We start from the raw sequence: 15,114 nt of genomic DNA, 5'->3' as shown, positions 1-15,114 counted from the left end.
ACCCCGGCCCCCACGGCACCCGCCTCAAACCAATGGAGGCAGCACCCATGCGTGAGACACCCCCCAGCAGGCCGGCCCGGCGACTGCGAAGACTTCTGACCGCCGCCGCGCCCGCCCTCGCCCTCACGGTCGCCGGACTCATGGCCGCCCCGGCCGCGAACGCGCAGCCGGCGCCGACCACCGCCAAGCCCTCCCGGACCGCCCAGAACGCGAAGGCCCTGACCGCCCCGGGCGCGCAGGCCGTGCACTCCACGGGCAAGGCGGGCCAGAAGGTGCCGACCACGCACCTGTGCGGCGCCCCGACGGCCGGACACGCGACCTGTTTCGCGCAGCGCCGCACCGACATCAAGCAGAAGCTGGCCGCAGCGATCTCGCCGAACGCCGCCGCCGCGGTGTCCGGTCTGAGCCCGGCCAACCTGCACAGCGCCTACCACCTGCCCTCCACCGGCGGCTCCGGCCTGACCGTCGCCGTGGTCGACGCGTACAACGACCCCAACGCGGAGTCGGACCTCGCGACCTACCGTTCGCAGTTCGGCCTGTCGGCCTGCACCAAGGCCAACGGCTGCTTCAAGCAGGTCAGCCAGACCGGCTCGACCAGCTCCCTGCCGACCAACGACACCGGCTGGGCGGGTGAGGAAGCGCTCGACATCGACATGGTCAGCGCGGTCTGCCCGAACTGCAACATCGTCCTCGTCGAGGCCAACTCGGCCACCGACTCCGACCTCGGCACCGCCGAGAACGAGGCCGTGGCGCTGGGCGCGAAGTTCGTCTCCAACAGCTGGGGCGGCTCCGAGTCCTCCTCGCAGACCAGCGAGGACACCTCGTACTTCAAGCACCCGGGCGTCGCCATCACCGTCTCCTCCGGTGACTCCGCCTACGGTGCCGAGTACCCGGCCACGTCCCAGTACGTGACGGCCGTCGGCGGCACCGCGCTGTCCACCAGCTCCAACAGCCGCGGCTGGACCGAGTCCGTGTGGAAGACCAGCAGCACCGAGGGCACGGGCTCCGGCTGCTCCGCCTACGACCCGAAGCCGAGCTGGCAGACCGACACCGGCTGCTCCAAGCGCATGGAGGCCGACGTCTCCGCGGTCGCCGACCCCGCCACCGGCGTGGCCGTCTACGACACCTACGGCGGCTCCGGCTGGGCGGTCTACGGCGGTACGAGCGCCTCCTCGCCGATCATCGCGGGTGTGTACGCCCTCGCGGGCACCCCGGGCTCCAGCGACTATCCGGCGAAGTACCCGTACTCCCACACCTCGAACCTGTACGACGTGACCAGCGGCAACAACGGCTCCTGCTCGCCCTCGTACTTCTGCACCGCGGCCACCGGGTACGACGGCCCGACCGGCTGGGGCACCCCGAACGGCACCACCGCCTTCGCCTCGGGTACCAGCACCGGCAACACGGTGACCGTCACCAACCCGGGCAGCCAGTCCACCACCACCGGCGGTTCGGTCAGCCTGCAGATCTCGGCGAGCGACAGCGCGGGCGCGACCCTCACCTACAGCGCGAGCGGTCTGCCGACCGGTCTTTCGATCAGCAGCTCCACCGGTCTGATCTCCGGCACCGCGAGCACGGCCGGTACGTACAGCGTCACCGTCTCCGCCTCCGACAGCACGGGCGCCTCCGGCTCCGCCTCCTTCACCTGGACCGTCAGCACCTCCGGCGGCACCTGCACCTCGGCGCAGCTGCTCGGCAACCCGGGCTTCGAGTCGGGCAACACGACCTGGAGTGCCAGCAGCGGCGTGATCACCAACTCCAGCAGTGAGGCCGCGCACGCCGGTTCGTACAAGGCGTGGCTGGACGGCTACGGCTCGACGCACACCGACACGCTCTCCCAGTCGGTGACGATCCCGTCCGGTTGCAAGGCCAGCTTCACCTTCTACCTGCACATCGACACCGCGGAGACCACCACGGGCAGCCAGTACGACAAGCTGACGGTCACCGCCGGATCGACCACCCTGGCGACGTACTCGAACCTCAACGCCGCCTCCGGCTACGCCCAGAAGACCTTCGACCTGTCCTCGTTCGCCGGGTCCACCGTCACCCTGAAGTTCAGCGGGGTCGAGGACTCCTCGCTCCAGACCAGCTTCGTCGTCGACGACACCGCCGTCACGACCAGCTGACCAGTGGGGCCCTGGCCGGCGTCGCGGCCAGGGCCCTGTGTCCCTGTGTGGATCCTGATGCGGGGGTGGCACGTCCAAGCGACAAGGAGGTGCCACCCCATGCGCCGTACGACCCACCATCGGATCCTCGCCCTCACGGCCCTGACACTGCTCCTCGCGGGCTGCGGCACACAGGGCGGCGGTGACGCGGGCGGCAGCCGCTCCGTGTCGCCGTCCCCCACGACGAGCCACCCGAGCTGCGACACGGCTCCCGCGGAACTCGGCGCCGCCGACACCGGCCACACGTACTGCCTCACGGCCGGCGGCGTACTCCGCCTCACCCTGGACGGCACCCCCAGTCGGCCCTGGACACCCGTCAAGGTCAGCGGCACCGGGCTAGAGGCCACCAACAGCGGCATCGTCCTCCAGGCGGGCGACGCGAGCTCCGCCTTCAAGGCGGTCTCGGCGGGAACCGCCCACCTCACCTCGTCCCGGCCGCTCTGCGCGACCGCCCCGGGCAAGGTGTCGTGCAAGGGCATTCAGGAGTGGACGGTCACGGTGCTGGTCACGAAGTCCTAGCTGACGGTCGATGCGCCGCTCGTGGGCCGCGCCGATCAGCGCGGGCAGGGCCACGACCACGAAGAGCGCGAGGACCGTCAGGATTCCGGCGGTGGTGTCCATGAGTGTCTTCATGAACACCACTGTCGTACCGCTCACCCTTCGGCGTCAGTGGCAGGACTGCCGTACACCCTCGATTTCCTGCCACCGACGAGGCACACTGGCGGGCATGCTGAAAAACGTGGCCGCGGTCCTGCTCGACGGTGTGCACCCCTTCGAACTCGGGGTCGTCTGCGAGGTGTTCGGCATCGACCGCAGCGACGACGGCCTGCCCACTTACGACTTCGCGGTCGCCTCCGCCGAGGGCCCGACCCTGAGCACCCACGCGGGGTTCTCGCTGACCACGGAGCACGGCCTGGAGCGACTGGAGAGCGCCGACCTCATCGCTCTGCCCGCCGGGAACTCCTATGTGTCCCGGTCCTATCCGACCGAACTGCTCGACGCCCTGCACCGCGCCACGGACCGGGGCGCCCGGGTGCTCAGCGTCTGCTCCGGTGTCTTCGTGCTCGGCGCGGCCGGGCTCCTCGACGGGCGGCGCTGCGCCGTGCACTGGCACCACGCCGAGGAGCTCACCCGGCAGTACCCGAAGGCGATCGTGGAACCGGACGTGCTGTACGTGGACGAGGACCCGGTGATCACTTCGGCGGGCACCGCCGCCGGAATCGACGCCTGTCTGCACATCGTCCGCAAGGAACAAGGCCCCGAGGTCGCCAACGCCATCGCCCGCCGGATGGTGGTGCCCCCGCACCGGGACGGCGGGCAGGCCCAGTACATCGAGCGTCCGCTGCCCCGCTCCACCTGCGACACGGTCGGCGAGGTACTGGTGTGGATGGAGCGCCACCTCGACCGGGAGGTGACCGTCGAGCAGCTCGCTGCCCGCGCCCACATGTCACCGCGCACCTTCGCACGCCGCTTCCAGCAGGAGACCGGCACCACCCCGTACCGCTGGATCCTGCGCCAAAGGGTGCTGCTGGCCCAGGAGTTGCTGGAGGCGTCGGACGAGACGATGGACGCGATCGCGGGCCGCACCGGTTTCGGTACCGCGGCCGCGCTGCGCCACCAGTTCGTCCGGAGCCTGGGGACGACCCCGCAGGCGTACCGGCGCACGTTCAGGGGCCCGCGGGCTGCCTGAACGCGCACCGGTACGGACACGGGGTCACCGCGGACGACACCGCGCGGTCACCGCGGCAGGGCCCTCAGCAGCAGCCGGTACGGACGCAGGGTGATGCCGACGCGGGTCGCGTCATTGGACCCGGAGACCTGCTCGAACCGCCACCGGGACGCCACCGTCGCCGTGATCAGGCTGAGCTGCGCCATCGAGAAGTGGTCGCTCGGGCACTTCCGGTTGCCCACACTGAAGGGGCTCATGGCGTGCTTCGGGACGTCCTTGGCGCGTTCCGGAAGCCAGCGGTCGGGGTCGAAATCCAGATGCCCGTCGTACGAGCGCGGATCACGCTGGATGGCGAACGGACTGTAGACGATGTCGGCACCGGCCGGTATCCGATAGCCGCCGAGTTCGGTTTCGGTCACCGCCCGCCGGGTCAAAATCCATACGGCAGGGCGCAGCCGCATCGACTCGACAACGACATTGTTGGTGTACGACAGCTTCCGGACGTCGTCGAATGCGACGGGCCGGTCCCCGACGACGGATTTGACCTCCTCGGCCACCCGCGTGGCGTGTTCCGGGTGTTCGGTGAGGACTTGCAGCAGCCACATGATCGTGGACGCCACGGTTTCGCTGCCGGGCGTGAGTATCGCTACGACTTGGTCGTGGATCTCCTGTTCGCCGATCGGCCCGCCGTTCTCGTCCTTCGCTTCCAGCAATGCCGTCAGCAAATCGTCCGGCTTTTGACCGGATGCGCGGCGCTCGGCGACGATCTCGTCGACGAGAAGATGCAAATCGGCCAATGCGCGGTCGAATTTTCGGTTGGCCGGAAGCGGCAGCCGATAGAGCGGGCCCGCCGGGATCACCATGCGCCGGTACATGCCGCGGAACACGGTGGCGAGCGCGACGCTCAGCCGTTCGGCGCGCTCGTCCATGAACTCGCCGCGCAGCAGACAGCGGGCCGCGATGCGCACGGCGACGCGGAACGACTCGGAGGTGCAGTCGACGGGCTCGCCCGACCCCATGCGCGCGGCGAGCGCACGCGCCTCCTCCTCCATGATCGGTCCGTACTCGGGGATGACGTCGAGCCGGAACGCGGGCTGGATGGTGCGGCGCTGGCGACGGTGCCTCGGCCCGTTCGCGGTGGCGACGCCCTCCTTGCCGAGCAGGCCTTCCAGGGACTCCCAGAGGGGTCCGTCGATCTTGAAGTCGGTGCTGAGCGCCATCGCTCCGGTGAGGGCCGGCGAGGTGAGCGCGTACACCGTCTTGGGGCCCAGCTTGAGCCGTACGACGTCGCCGTGGTCGCGGAGCCGGGCGAGGAAGCCCAGCGGGTCGCGGACCAGTTTCCAGCCGTGGCCCAGGACGGGTACGCCGCCCCCGGCCAGGGGTGGGACGGGCAGCTGCGGTGCCGCGGGTTGCGCGGGCTTCACGGACTCGACGGTCATGACTCACCTGCCGCTTCGTTGTTGACGTACGGGGGTGTGGAGCGGTCGTCCCAGCTGTCGACGGTGTACCGGCCGGACTCGTGGTGGAACCAGTACACGGAGCTGAACCAGTTCCGCATATTGCCGAGGCACGCTTTCACGGCGAGACTCAATTCCTTGCCGTGCACGGTGCCGTCCGCGAGGGTGTCGGCGAACCGGTTGAGGTCGTTTTCCGCGTCGAGGAATTCGGTGATGCATTCCTCGATCCGCCGCCGGGTGTCCTGGACCGCTTCTTCGAGTGTCAGCCCCTCGTGATGAATGAGGCTGATTCCGAGATTGTGGACCTCGTCGCCCGCGATTTCTTTCGGGAGCGAGCAGAGGTCGTTGTACCACGCGGCGAATTCCTGACTCAGCAGCGCCGCTCGCCGATATGCGAAATGGTTCCGCACGGCGGTGGGAAGTTCACAGCCCGCACTCGGCTCCAGCAGGTCGGTCCAGATCCAGTGCGCGAAGGTGAGCCGCCGCAGTTCCAGATATTCCTCGACCGTGGGGACGGTGCCGTTGACCCGGTTGCGGAATTCCCGGTCGTACGCCTCGATCACCGCGTGGAAATGCCGGGCGAAGCGCGCGTTCCACTTCTTGGTCAGGAACGAGTACAGGCGCACCATGCTGTCCGCGAACCCCGCGACCAGTGGATCCCGGTGGTGCAGGTGCTCCCTGGGGGAGTCCAGAGCCGCGTGCAGCTGGAACCTGAGCCTCCGCCAGGCGCCGGGCCTGGCGTGGATGACATCGCGGTCGTGACGGTCGTCCCAGACGAAGAACCACGCGCTGTAGTCCGCTATCGCCTGCAGGACCTCGTCGGGAGCGCCAATGTAGTAGCCCGCCATCAGGTCCGTATAGCAAAGGCCGTCGGCATATTCGTCGACCTTGTCCGCCGACATGAGGCGTTTTTCCCTCAGCCACGAACGTGTGTTCTCCTGAAGCCTCGGCCAATACGGGTGCAGTTGACGGGGAAACGCGGACTCGATCACCGGGAGAGAGAGCGCCGGTGGAACCGCGACCACGGTCGGTGTCGATGAAGTGCCGTGTGAGAATGCATGCACGAACAAACCCCTCTCAGCCGCCAGTTGACGCTGCGCCCCTCCCGCTGTGCCGGGCGTGCGCCGTTGCGTATCCCCGCACTTCCCATTCAGCACCACAACTGACCGTTCTGGGAACGGATTTACTCCACTCACTACCTCACAGTGCTGAGAATCTCCCCTTGTGTGACTGAATATGGATCACTTGAGGAGCACAGGGGATCGAACGTGCGACGCACATACGAACGGCGCCTGGTCAGGGAGTTCCCCCTGACCAGACGCCGCTCGGGCCGACCCGCGCGTGCGCGCGAACCCCAACTGTCCTGCCGCGACTCAGTCGTTCGCGACGATCGGGTAGCGGGGCTCGTTCTCGGCCATCTGCCGCAGGGCTTCCTTGCGCTCGCGCTTGGAGAGCCGGTCGATGTAGAGGTAGCCGTACAGGTGATCGGTCTCGTGCTGGAGGCAGCGCGCGAAGTATCCGGTACCGCGCACCTTGATCGGGTTGCCCTTCTCGTCCTGCCCGGTGACCTCCGCGTAGTCGGGGCGGGCCAGCGGCGCGTACGCGGTCGGCACCGAGAGGCAGCCCTCGTTGCTGTCGTCGAGGCGGCGCTGCTCGGCGGGCAGCTCGACGAGGACGGGGTTGCAGACGACACCGACGTGCCGCTTGCCCTCGTCGTCCTGGCAGTCGTAGACGAAGACCTTCAGGTCGACGCCGATCTGGTTGGCCGCCAGGCCCACGCCCTCGGCGGTGCGCTGGCTGGCGAACATGTCGGCGACCAGCTGGTCGAGCTCGGGCCCGAACTCGGTGACGTCCTTGCACTCCTTGTGCAGCACCGGGTTGCCGACGACCGTGATCGGCCGCGAGGTACCGCGCTCACGGTAGGCCGCCTCGCGCTCCTCACCGTCCTCGGTGTCGTTGACGAAGCCCTCGTCGTCCACGGGGAGCACTCCAGAGTGCTGCTGCTCGGTGTCCTGCTGCGCCATGACCGACGTACGCCTTCCTCGAAACCAGGGGTGTGGTGCTCATACAGGGTACGGGGGTGGCATCCCGCGAAGGCGCGGGACCGTGTTGATCTGCGGCTCCGCCGCGTGGGCGCGACAAGCCCCCACCGACCCGCGGTGAACCCGCAGCACTCAGCAGACCTCTTCGAGATCCCGCCAGTCCCGGGAGTCGGGACTGTCCGCGACCCACCCGTCCAGCAGCCCCCTGACCAGCGGAGCCGGCGCAGCCACCCCGCACTCCCGCTCCGGCACCCACAGCTGCCCGTCGGTGCGGTGACCGAGCGGCCCCGGATGCCCGGGCTCGCTGTGGTCGTGCGGGTCGAGATGCTCACCGTCGCCCTCGTCGGACGGCATCCGCGACTCGGAACACATCCGGCACAGCAGCCGTACGGACGAGGACCAGTCCTCCGCGGCGAAGCCGGCGTCCGCCGCGAGCTGCTCCAGGGCGTCCCGGTCCTCCTCGGTGGCTGCCTCCAGGAGGACCACCCAGGTGGGCACCGGGGAGGGCGCCCACAGCTCGATCTCGTCGAAGACGGGATAGGCGTGCCCGGCGGCCGTCGTCCGCTCCCCGTGCGGCACACCGTCGTGCAGAACGACCTCGCCCCAGCGCCGCCCCGAGGACGGCAGCGGAATGGACAGGACCTCCACCCGGGCCGGATCGAGCCTGCGCCCCCACACGACCTCGGCCTCGCCCTCCGGCGACAGCCGTACGGCCGCACTGCCGAGGTCCATCCCCACCGGCTCCCCGGAGACGGCGGCCCCGCCGGGCACCCGCAGCCCGTACGCCTGCCAGGCACGGCGGGCCAGCGGCCAGTCCTGCAGAGCGGTGGCGGCGATCCCGACGTTCCACCAGTCGGGGGCGCCCGCCTCCCGGTCGAGAAGTGCGACGGCCCTGAGGCCCGCGGCCCGCGCCTGCTCCCAGTCGTGCCGGAACTTGTGCAGCAGGGCCAGGTTGAACCAGGACTCCGACAGCCAGGGCTCCAGGTCCGCGGCGCGCGTCAGCAGCGCTCCCGCGTCCTCGTACCGGCCGTCGCCGATCAGCGTGAACGCGCGATCGGTGGCCTGCCGCCATGAGGCGGAGGGCCGGTGCCGTCCCTTGCCGAAGATCCTCACGATTCCCGCCTGCCAGTTCCTTGCGTTTCCCGCCTGCCGGTCCCTTGAAGAGTTTCTTGAAGACAGCGCGGCCCCGGGCCGACCCGTGCCCCCGAACACCCTCTTCCTCGCATCCAACCACGGACCGTTGGACGGGCGCTCATTACCCATGGGTTACCCAGCCTGGGGCAGGGTAAGGGTGCCCCGCAACAGGACCCTGGCCAGCGACTCCACCACCTCGGGCTGATAGTCGCGGGCGGTGGCCAGGCGCAGCTTCTCCAGGGCGGTGAGGGGCCCTCCCGGGCCTGCTTCCCTGGCCATCTCCTCGTACGCGTTGACGGCCCGCACGATCCGTGCCGTGACCGGCTGTTCCCGGTACGGATCGGCCTGCCGCTCCACGACCACGGCGACCTCGGCGTCCACGCCGGTCTGGCGTACGACGGCGCCGCCGAGGAGGGCGATGCGCCGCTGCTCGTCGGCGGAGAGCACGGAGGTGGCGCCGGCCGGCACCGGGTCGACGAGGCTGAGCTGTCCGATGTCGTGCATGAGCGCCGCGTACTCCAGGACGGTCAGATCGGGCTCGGACAGGCCCAGCTCACGGCCGACGGCCCGGCTGAGCGCGGCGACCCGCCGGGCGTGCCCGGTGGGGGTGTACCCGGCGATCTCGGTGGCCCGCGCGAGTGAGGCGATCGTCTGCCGGTAGGTGACGCGCACGGCGGCGTACCGCCGGACGGAGAGCTGGGTGAGCAGCAGGGGCAGCGAGAACACGGGCAGCGCCCACAGCCCGACGACCGCCACCGCGAGCGACATCACGGCCCCGGTCGCGCAGACCGCCGACCCGATGCCGAGCGTGGCCCGCAGCTCGTCCCGCAGCAGCGGTCCGAAGGGCCAGCGGGTCCGGGCGTGCGCCATCGCCGCCGCGAGCACGGCGTCGCACAGCGCGGTGAGCACCAGCAGGGAGACCAGCAGCAGGGCGTACGAGGGGCCGCCCCAGCCCATCAACCTTCCCTGGCTGTAGAGGGGTTGGAAGCAGACGGCGGCGAAGCCGACGGTGAGGACGCGCCGGGTGAGGTGGTCGGCGGTGGGCCCGCGGCCCCGGGCGACGTGCGGTACGCAGCCGATGAGGGCCGCGGCCACGACGACGGCGACGATCTCGAGGACGCCGTGGTCGGTGCGGTGTCCGGCGTTCTCGCCGAGCAACGCGTACGCGAGGGCTCCGGCGGCGGCGAGGGGCGCCGGCTCTCGCTCCTCGGCCCCGCTCCAGCGGGTCAGCTCCCCCACGGCGATGAGGATCCCGAAGGCGAGCGCGGCACCTCGTTCGTCCAGACCGTGCCAGAGGACGACGGCCAGCGAGACAACGGCGAGGAGCAGGGCGACCGCGTGAACGAGGGTGAGGGTGAACGGGGCTCGCCCGACGACCCCGTACCCGGGAATCTCCACCCCGACGGCACTCATGACCGCCCCCGCCCGACGACACCGCTCGACGGAGGATCGACACCATCCGGGTCCCGGCCCGCGCCACGCCCGTCGGCGCCCGTCGGGGAAGGGTCTTTGTCTTTCGGGTGCTCCTCTGTCCGACTGGAAACGGGCGGAGCGGGCGGGTAAACCCCCGCGGTCACCGCAGGATGCCACCCGTGTCGGTTCAGCGCTCGCACCAGGGCCCGTACCATCCCCGGATCGAACTGCGCCCCCGCACACCGTTCCAGTTCCTCCAGTGCCACCGGCACCGGCCGGGCCCGCCGGTAGGACCGGGTCGACGTCATCGCGTCGAACGCGTCGGCGACGGCCACCACGCGCGCGAACTCCGGGATCTGGCGTCCCACCAGCCCGTACGGATACCCGCTCCCGTCGATCCGCTCATGGTGGTGCAGGATCGCCGAGCGCGCCTCCCCGAGGAAGCCGATGCCGCGCACCATCTCGTGCCCGTACTCGGGATGCAGCTCGATGATCCGCCGTTCCTCCGGCGTCAGCGGCCCGTCCTTGCGCAGGAGCCGCGTGGGCACGCCCAGCTTCCCCACGTCGTGCAGGATCCCGGCGAACCGCAGCACTTCGACGCGCTCGTCGTCCATGCCCAGCTCACGGGCGATCATCATGGACGCCTGCCCGACCCGCTCACTGTGCCCGCGCGTGTACCCGTCCTTGATGTCGACGGCCTGCACGAGGGCCCGGATGGTGGCCTGGTGGGCGGCCCGCTCCCGGTGGTACTGGGCGAACGCCCAGCAGGACACATACATCGGCAGCAGCACGAGCAACGCGGCGACGGGACCGTACTGACTGCGCCACAGCACCGCCATCATCAGCCCGGCGAGCCCGTGCACGGCGACCGAGGCGAGGGAGCGCGAGAAGAGCCCGCGCCAGGCACCCCGCACCGGCACCCGCTCGGCGAGCGCCAGGATCCCGCCGTCGAGCGCGGTCAGGACCAGACAGAAGGTGAGCACCGCGGCCCCGGCGGGCACGAGCGCGTACGGGAAGTGGGGCAGGGCGATCGCGTCCCGGCCGCCCAGCGCCCAGTGCACCCGGGACGCCGCCCAGACCGCGACGGCGAGCTGGGCCGCGCGCCAGACCCGGCGCAGCCACCGCGGCCGCTGCTCCACACGGGCGAGCAGCGCGCCCGGCAGCGCCACGAGCGCGGCGGCCGACGGCGGCAGCAGAAAGGCCCCGGCGAGCAGCACGGGCAGGAAGGTGCCCAGCCCTCTGGGGGCGCCTCGCTCGGCTGCGCGGGCGGCGGCACCCTTGGGGCTGTGCGGGAAGGGGATCCGCTCGCAGCCGGCGTACAGCGCGGCGAGCAGGGCGACGATCCACCAGGGTGCGTGCACGGCGGGCAGCGGAGCCAGGCAGGCCACGGCGGCCAGGACGACACAGACGAGGTAGACACGGGCCCACGTCGGAATCGACCCCATCGCCTCGTTCCCTCCCCCGGACGTCCCCTGCCCCGGTCAGGATCCGGAGCCTAGGGCGGTGGGAACGGTACGGGGGCGGCAATGGCCGAATCCGCGGGCTCGGAGCCCGCGGATTAGCACGTTCGGGTGATAACCGGACGATCTCCCCGGGGAGTTCAGGACTCCTGGGGCGTCGCGGTGACGTCGTGCTCGGGCACGGTCTGACCGGACCGGATCAGGTCGATGCGCCCCATGACCTTGGCGCGCAGATCGGTCGGCACGTCGTCCTGGCCGCAGCACCGCTTGACCAGCTTCTTCACGGCCTTCTCGAGTCCGTACTTCTCGAGACACGGGGAGCACTCCTCGAAGTGCACCTCGAACTTGGTGCAGTCCGAGTCCGGCATCTCATGGTCGAGGAACTCGTACAGGTGGTCGAGTACCTCACTGCAATCCGTCTCGTGCGGCTCTCCGCAGCTCATGAGCCCGAGCCTTTCGCTTCGTTCGACTCTCCGGCGCCGGCCGGGACCAGCCCGCGGTCACGGGCGTAGTCCTCGAGCATGCCGCGCAGTTGGCGACGGCCCCGGTGCAGCCGGGACATCACCGTACCGATGGGTGTCCCCATGATGTCCGCGATCTCCTTGTACGCAAAGCCTTCTACATCAGCGAGATAGACCGCGATGCGGAATTCCTCGGGGATCGCCTGCAGCGCAGCCTTGACATCCGAGTCGGGCAGGTGGTCGAGCGCCTGCGACTCCGCGGAGCGCAGACCGGTCGACATGTGCGACTCGGCACGCGCGAGCTGCCAGTCCTCGATCTCCTCGGCCGCACTGCGCTGGGGTTCGCGCTGCTTCTTGCGGTACGAGTTGATGAAGGTGTTGGTGAGAATGCGATACAGCCAAGCCTTGAGGTTGGTGCCCTCGCGGAACTGGTGGAAGGACGCGTACGCCTTCGCGTACGTCTCCTGCACCAGGTCCTCGGCGTCGGCCGGGTTGCGCGTCATGCGCAGGGCGGCCGAGTACATCTGGTCGAGGAATTCGAGCGCGTCCCGCTCGAAGCGCGCGGTGCGCTCGGCGGACGACTCCGTGCTCGTGCCCTGGCCCTCGGGCTGCTCCGCCTGGCCGTGATCGGTCCCTGCGTCGGTCCCAGTGACCGGACCCACCTCCTCCAGCGACGTGGCAGGACCGAAACCGGTCCCACTCGAATCGGAGGATAGACGAACATCCACACCCGCCGCCGCTCGAACGGGGACGGTCTTCGCCGCGTGCAGCACCGTCCAGTCCAGCTCAGGGCTACTGCTGCGGTTCGGGCAGATGGTCGAACCCATGCGGCGGACTTCCTCTCGTTCGAACGGTTCAGCACGCTCCGTGCTGTCTGCTCGGCACAACAGTGGTCCACCGCCCGACATTCCCGTGCGTCACCCGAGTGACGCGATCCACCCCACGACGCCCTCGGTGATGACCTCCAGGGCCGCATCCTGGTCGATCGGTGCCCGTTTCGGGACGGCGAATCCATGATCGCCGTACGGCACCTCGATCAGCTCGTGCGAGCCGTTCGGGAACTCCGCGGGCTTGCCGAACGGGTCGTTGCCGCCCTGGACGACGAGGGTGGGCACCCCGGCGCCGAGGAGTTCGTCGGCGCGGGACTTCTCGGGCCTGCCGGGCGGATGCAGCGGGAAACTGAGGGCGAGGACGGCGGTGGCGCCGAGTTCCGTCGCCGTACGGCAGGCGACACGGGCTCCGGCGCTGCGCCCGCCCGCGACCACCGGCAGTCCGGGCTTCGCGACCGTGGGCCACAGGCCCCGCCATCCCACGTCCAGGGTCTTGGGCGCGGGCGCCACCTTCTTTCCGGCCACCCGCCAGGGCTGCTCGACGAGCGCGACGCTCACGCCGTGCCCGGGCAGCACCGCGGCCAGCGCCTGGAGATCACGCGCCTCGATACCGCCGCCCGCACCGTGACTCACAGCGAGCACGAGGCGTGGCTTCTTGGCCCGGTGCCACGTGATGCGGGCTGGACCGGCGTCCGTCTCGACCGTCTCGATCGCGTCCATGATCTCCGTCACGTCAGATTTCCATGGCCTCCGTCGCGGAAGGCTTCCATGACCTCCGTCACGTCAGAAGAGTGTGCCCTCTTCGGGGCCCTCCAGCTCCTTCAGCAGCTCCGGCCCGTTGTTGCGGACGTTGCTGACGGCCGTGGAGACGGGATAGGCGCGCATCAGCCCGGCGGGCGGCGGCGCGAGCAGCTCGCGCAGGCCGTCGACATCCGTACGGGCCGGGTCGAGCCAGGCGTCCCAGCGGTCCGGGGTGAGCATCAGGGGCATCCGGGGGTGGATGTCGGCGAGGGCGTACGGCCCCTCGGCGGGCGCGACCGCGAGCGGCGAGGTCTCCGCCTCGGTCGTGATCACCGAGCACGTCGCCCACCAGGCCCGGGGGTGGTCGTCGGGGAGCGTCCGGTCGCGCCAGAACTCGTACAGACCCGCCATCGCGAAGACCGAGCCGTCCGCGGGCAGCACGAAGTACGGCTGCTTGCGCGGCCGCTTCTTCTTGCCCTCGACCTCGAGATCGCGCTCGCCGGACCCGGTGACCCACTCGTAGTAGCCGTCGGCGGGGACGATGCAACGCCGGGCGGCGAAGGCACGGCGGTACGAGGGCTTCTCGTGCACGGTCTCCGCGCGGGCGTTGATCATCCGGGCGCCGCCCTCGGGCGTCTTGGCCCAGGACGGGACGAGCCCCCACTTGAGTCTGCGCAGCTGGCGAACCGGCTTCGGGCTCTGGGCGTCCTTAAGGGGACGGTCGAGGACGGCATAGACGTCCTTGGTCGGAGCCACGTTGTAGTCGGGGTCCAAGGTCTCCTCGGGCTCCCACTTCTCGACCTCAAAGATTCCTGCGAGATCCTCGGGCCCACGACTCGCTGCATACCGTCCGCACATACGTGCCACACTGCCAGATTCCGCGACACCAGAGGGAGCCACCGCAGACAATGGACAGCACCGCAGCCACCTCGCTGGCCTCGCTCTGGGACCAGGTCTCCGGCACCCAGCCGGACCCCGACCTGTGGGTGGTGATAGCCACCATGGTCGCCGCTCTCGCGGTGATCGTCCCGCACGGCGTCTGGCGTGTCTCCCGCAACGCCATCACCATCGCGCACGAGGGCGGCCACGGGCTGGTGGCGCTGCTGACCGGGCGGAGCCTCAGTGGTATCCGGCTGCACTCCGACACCAGCGGCCTCACCGTCAGTCGCGGCAAGCCCACCGGCCTCGGCATGATCCTCACCGCGTCGGCCGGCTACACCGCTCCCCCGCTGCTCGGCCTCGGCGGCGCCGCGCTGCTGGGCCTGGGCCGCATCACCCTGCTGCTGTGGCTGGCCACGGCCCTGCTCGTCGCGATGCTGGTGATGATCCGCAACGCCTACGGCGCGCTCACGGTGGTCCTCACCGGCGGCACGTTCCTGGTGGTGTCCTGGCTCGCCGGACCCCAGGTGCAGGCGGCGTTCGCCTACGCCGTGGTGTGGTTCCTGCTGCTCGGCGGCGTCCGTCCGGCCTTCGAGCTCCAGGCCAAGCGCAGCCGGGGCGGCGCCGGCGACTCCGACGCCGACCAGCTCTCCCGCCTCACCCACGTCCCGGCGGGGCTGTGGCTGTTCCTGTTCCACGCGGTGTCCCTGTGCTCTCTGCTGGGCGGCGGCCGCTGGCTGCTGGGGCGTTGAAGTGCGGGGCGGCGAGCGCGGGGGCGTTGGATGCGGGGGCGTTGAGCGCGGGGGCGTTGAGGCACCCCTGAAACTTTCGCTCACATTCCGTCACTTTTGATCAAGATCTAC

General features: G+C 70.2%; 14 protein-coding genes. 4 read left to right on the top strand and 10 right to left on the bottom strand.

Features of this window, described 5'->3' with window-relative positions:
- The first annotated feature begins 47 nt into the window (after nucleotides 1-47).
- From AAFF41_RS31150 to AAFF41_RS31140, 3 genes are all read left to right on the top strand, one after another.
- Nucleotides 48-2,126, top strand: coding sequence for a putative Ig domain-containing protein (locus AAFF41_RS31150; protein ID WP_319746429.1), 2,079 nt, complete (start codon nucleotides 48-50; stop codon nucleotides 2,124-2,126).
- A gap of 99 nt (nucleotides 2,127-2,225) precedes the next feature.
- Entirely contained in the window at nucleotides 2,226-2,684 is a 459-nt protein-coding gene (locus tag AAFF41_RS31145; protein WP_319746431.1) for a hypothetical protein, read from the top strand.
- Nucleotides 2,685-2,892: 208 nt separating this feature from the next.
- Nucleotides 2,893-3,855, top strand: coding sequence for a GlxA family transcriptional regulator (locus AAFF41_RS31140; RefSeq protein ID WP_054228277.1), 963 nt, complete (start codon nucleotides 2,893-2,895; stop codon nucleotides 3,853-3,855).
- Nucleotides 3,856-3,902: 47 nt separating this feature from the next.
- On the opposite strand, the gene AAFF41_RS31135 is transcribed toward AAFF41_RS31140, so the two are convergent.
- From AAFF41_RS31135 to AAFF41_RS31090, 10 genes are all read right to left on the bottom strand, one after another.
- Entirely contained in the window at nucleotides 3,903-5,273 is a 1,371-nt protein-coding gene (locus AAFF41_RS31135; RefSeq protein ID WP_343324978.1) for a bifunctional albaflavenone monooxygenase/terpene synthase, read from the bottom strand.
- On the bottom strand, nucleotides 5,270-6,355 hold the full coding sequence (gene cyc1, locus AAFF41_RS31130; RefSeq protein WP_319746853.1) for an epi-isozizaene synthase: 1,086 nt from the start codon (nucleotides 6,353-6,355) through the stop codon (nucleotides 5,270-5,272). Before cyc1 ends, AAFF41_RS31135 begins: the two co-directional genes overlap by 4 nt.
- 309 nt (nucleotides 6,356-6,664) lie before the next feature.
- Entirely contained in the window at nucleotides 6,665-7,315 is a 651-nt protein-coding gene (def, locus tag AAFF41_RS31125; protein ID WP_054228148.1) for a peptide deformylase, read from the bottom strand.
- 150 nt (nucleotides 7,316-7,465) lie between these two features.
- Nucleotides 7,466-8,446, bottom strand: a complete 981-nt coding sequence (locus tag AAFF41_RS31120; RefSeq protein ID WP_060897921.1) for a tetratricopeptide repeat protein — start codon at nucleotides 8,444-8,446, stop codon at nucleotides 7,466-7,468.
- A 153-nt stretch (nucleotides 8,447-8,599) separates the two neighbouring features.
- Entirely contained in the window at nucleotides 8,600-9,880 is a 1,281-nt protein-coding gene (locus AAFF41_RS31115; protein ID WP_319746438.1) for an HD-GYP domain-containing protein, read from the bottom strand.
- Entirely contained in the window at nucleotides 9,877-11,325 is a 1,449-nt protein-coding gene (locus tag AAFF41_RS31110) for an HD-GYP domain-containing protein (RefSeq protein ID WP_319746440.1), read from the bottom strand. Before AAFF41_RS31110 ends, AAFF41_RS31115 begins: the two co-directional genes overlap by 4 nt.
- Nucleotides 11,326-11,480: 155 nt before the next feature.
- Complete coding sequence (rsrA, locus tag AAFF41_RS31105) at nucleotides 11,481-11,783, bottom strand: mycothiol system anti-sigma-R factor (RefSeq protein ID WP_319746443.1); 303 nt, start codon at nucleotides 11,781-11,783, stop codon at nucleotides 11,481-11,483.
- Nucleotides 11,780-12,463 (bottom strand): RNA polymerase sigma factor SigR, encoded by a 684-nt coding sequence (gene sigR / locus AAFF41_RS31100; RefSeq protein ID WP_054228152.1) that lies wholly within the window; start codon nucleotides 12,461-12,463, stop codon nucleotides 11,780-11,782. Before sigR ends, rsrA begins: the two co-directional genes overlap by 4 nt.
- 255 nt (nucleotides 12,464-12,718) lie before the next feature.
- The gene (locus tag AAFF41_RS31095; RefSeq protein ID WP_319746855.1) at nucleotides 12,719-13,351 is read right to left on the bottom strand and encodes an alpha/beta hydrolase family protein; all 633 of its coding nucleotides are present in this window, start codon (nucleotides 13,349-13,351) and stop codon (nucleotides 12,719-12,721) included.
- Nucleotides 13,352-13,414: 63 nt separating this feature from the next.
- Nucleotides 13,415-14,230: an SOS response-associated peptidase gene (locus tag AAFF41_RS31090; RefSeq protein WP_319746445.1), complete on the bottom strand. Its 816-nt coding sequence runs from the start codon at nucleotides 14,228-14,230 to the stop codon at nucleotides 13,415-13,417.
- A gap of 50 nt (nucleotides 14,231-14,280) precedes the next feature.
- On the opposite strand from AAFF41_RS31090, the gene AAFF41_RS31085 reads away from it, so the two are divergent.
- A complete protein-coding gene (locus AAFF41_RS31085) occupies nucleotides 14,281-15,003 on the top strand; it encodes a M50 family metallopeptidase (protein WP_054228154.1) in 723 nt (240 codons plus the stop codon).
- The last annotated feature ends 111 nt before the right edge of the window (nucleotides 15,004-15,114 follow it).

Origin of the sequence: Streptomyces mirabilis, from assembly GCF_039503195.1 — a bacterium.
Classification (GTDB): domain Bacteria; phylum Actinomycetota; class Actinomycetes; order Streptomycetales; family Streptomycetaceae; genus Streptomyces; species Streptomyces mirabilis_D.
This window is presented reverse-complemented; position numbering and strand designations above follow the sequence as displayed.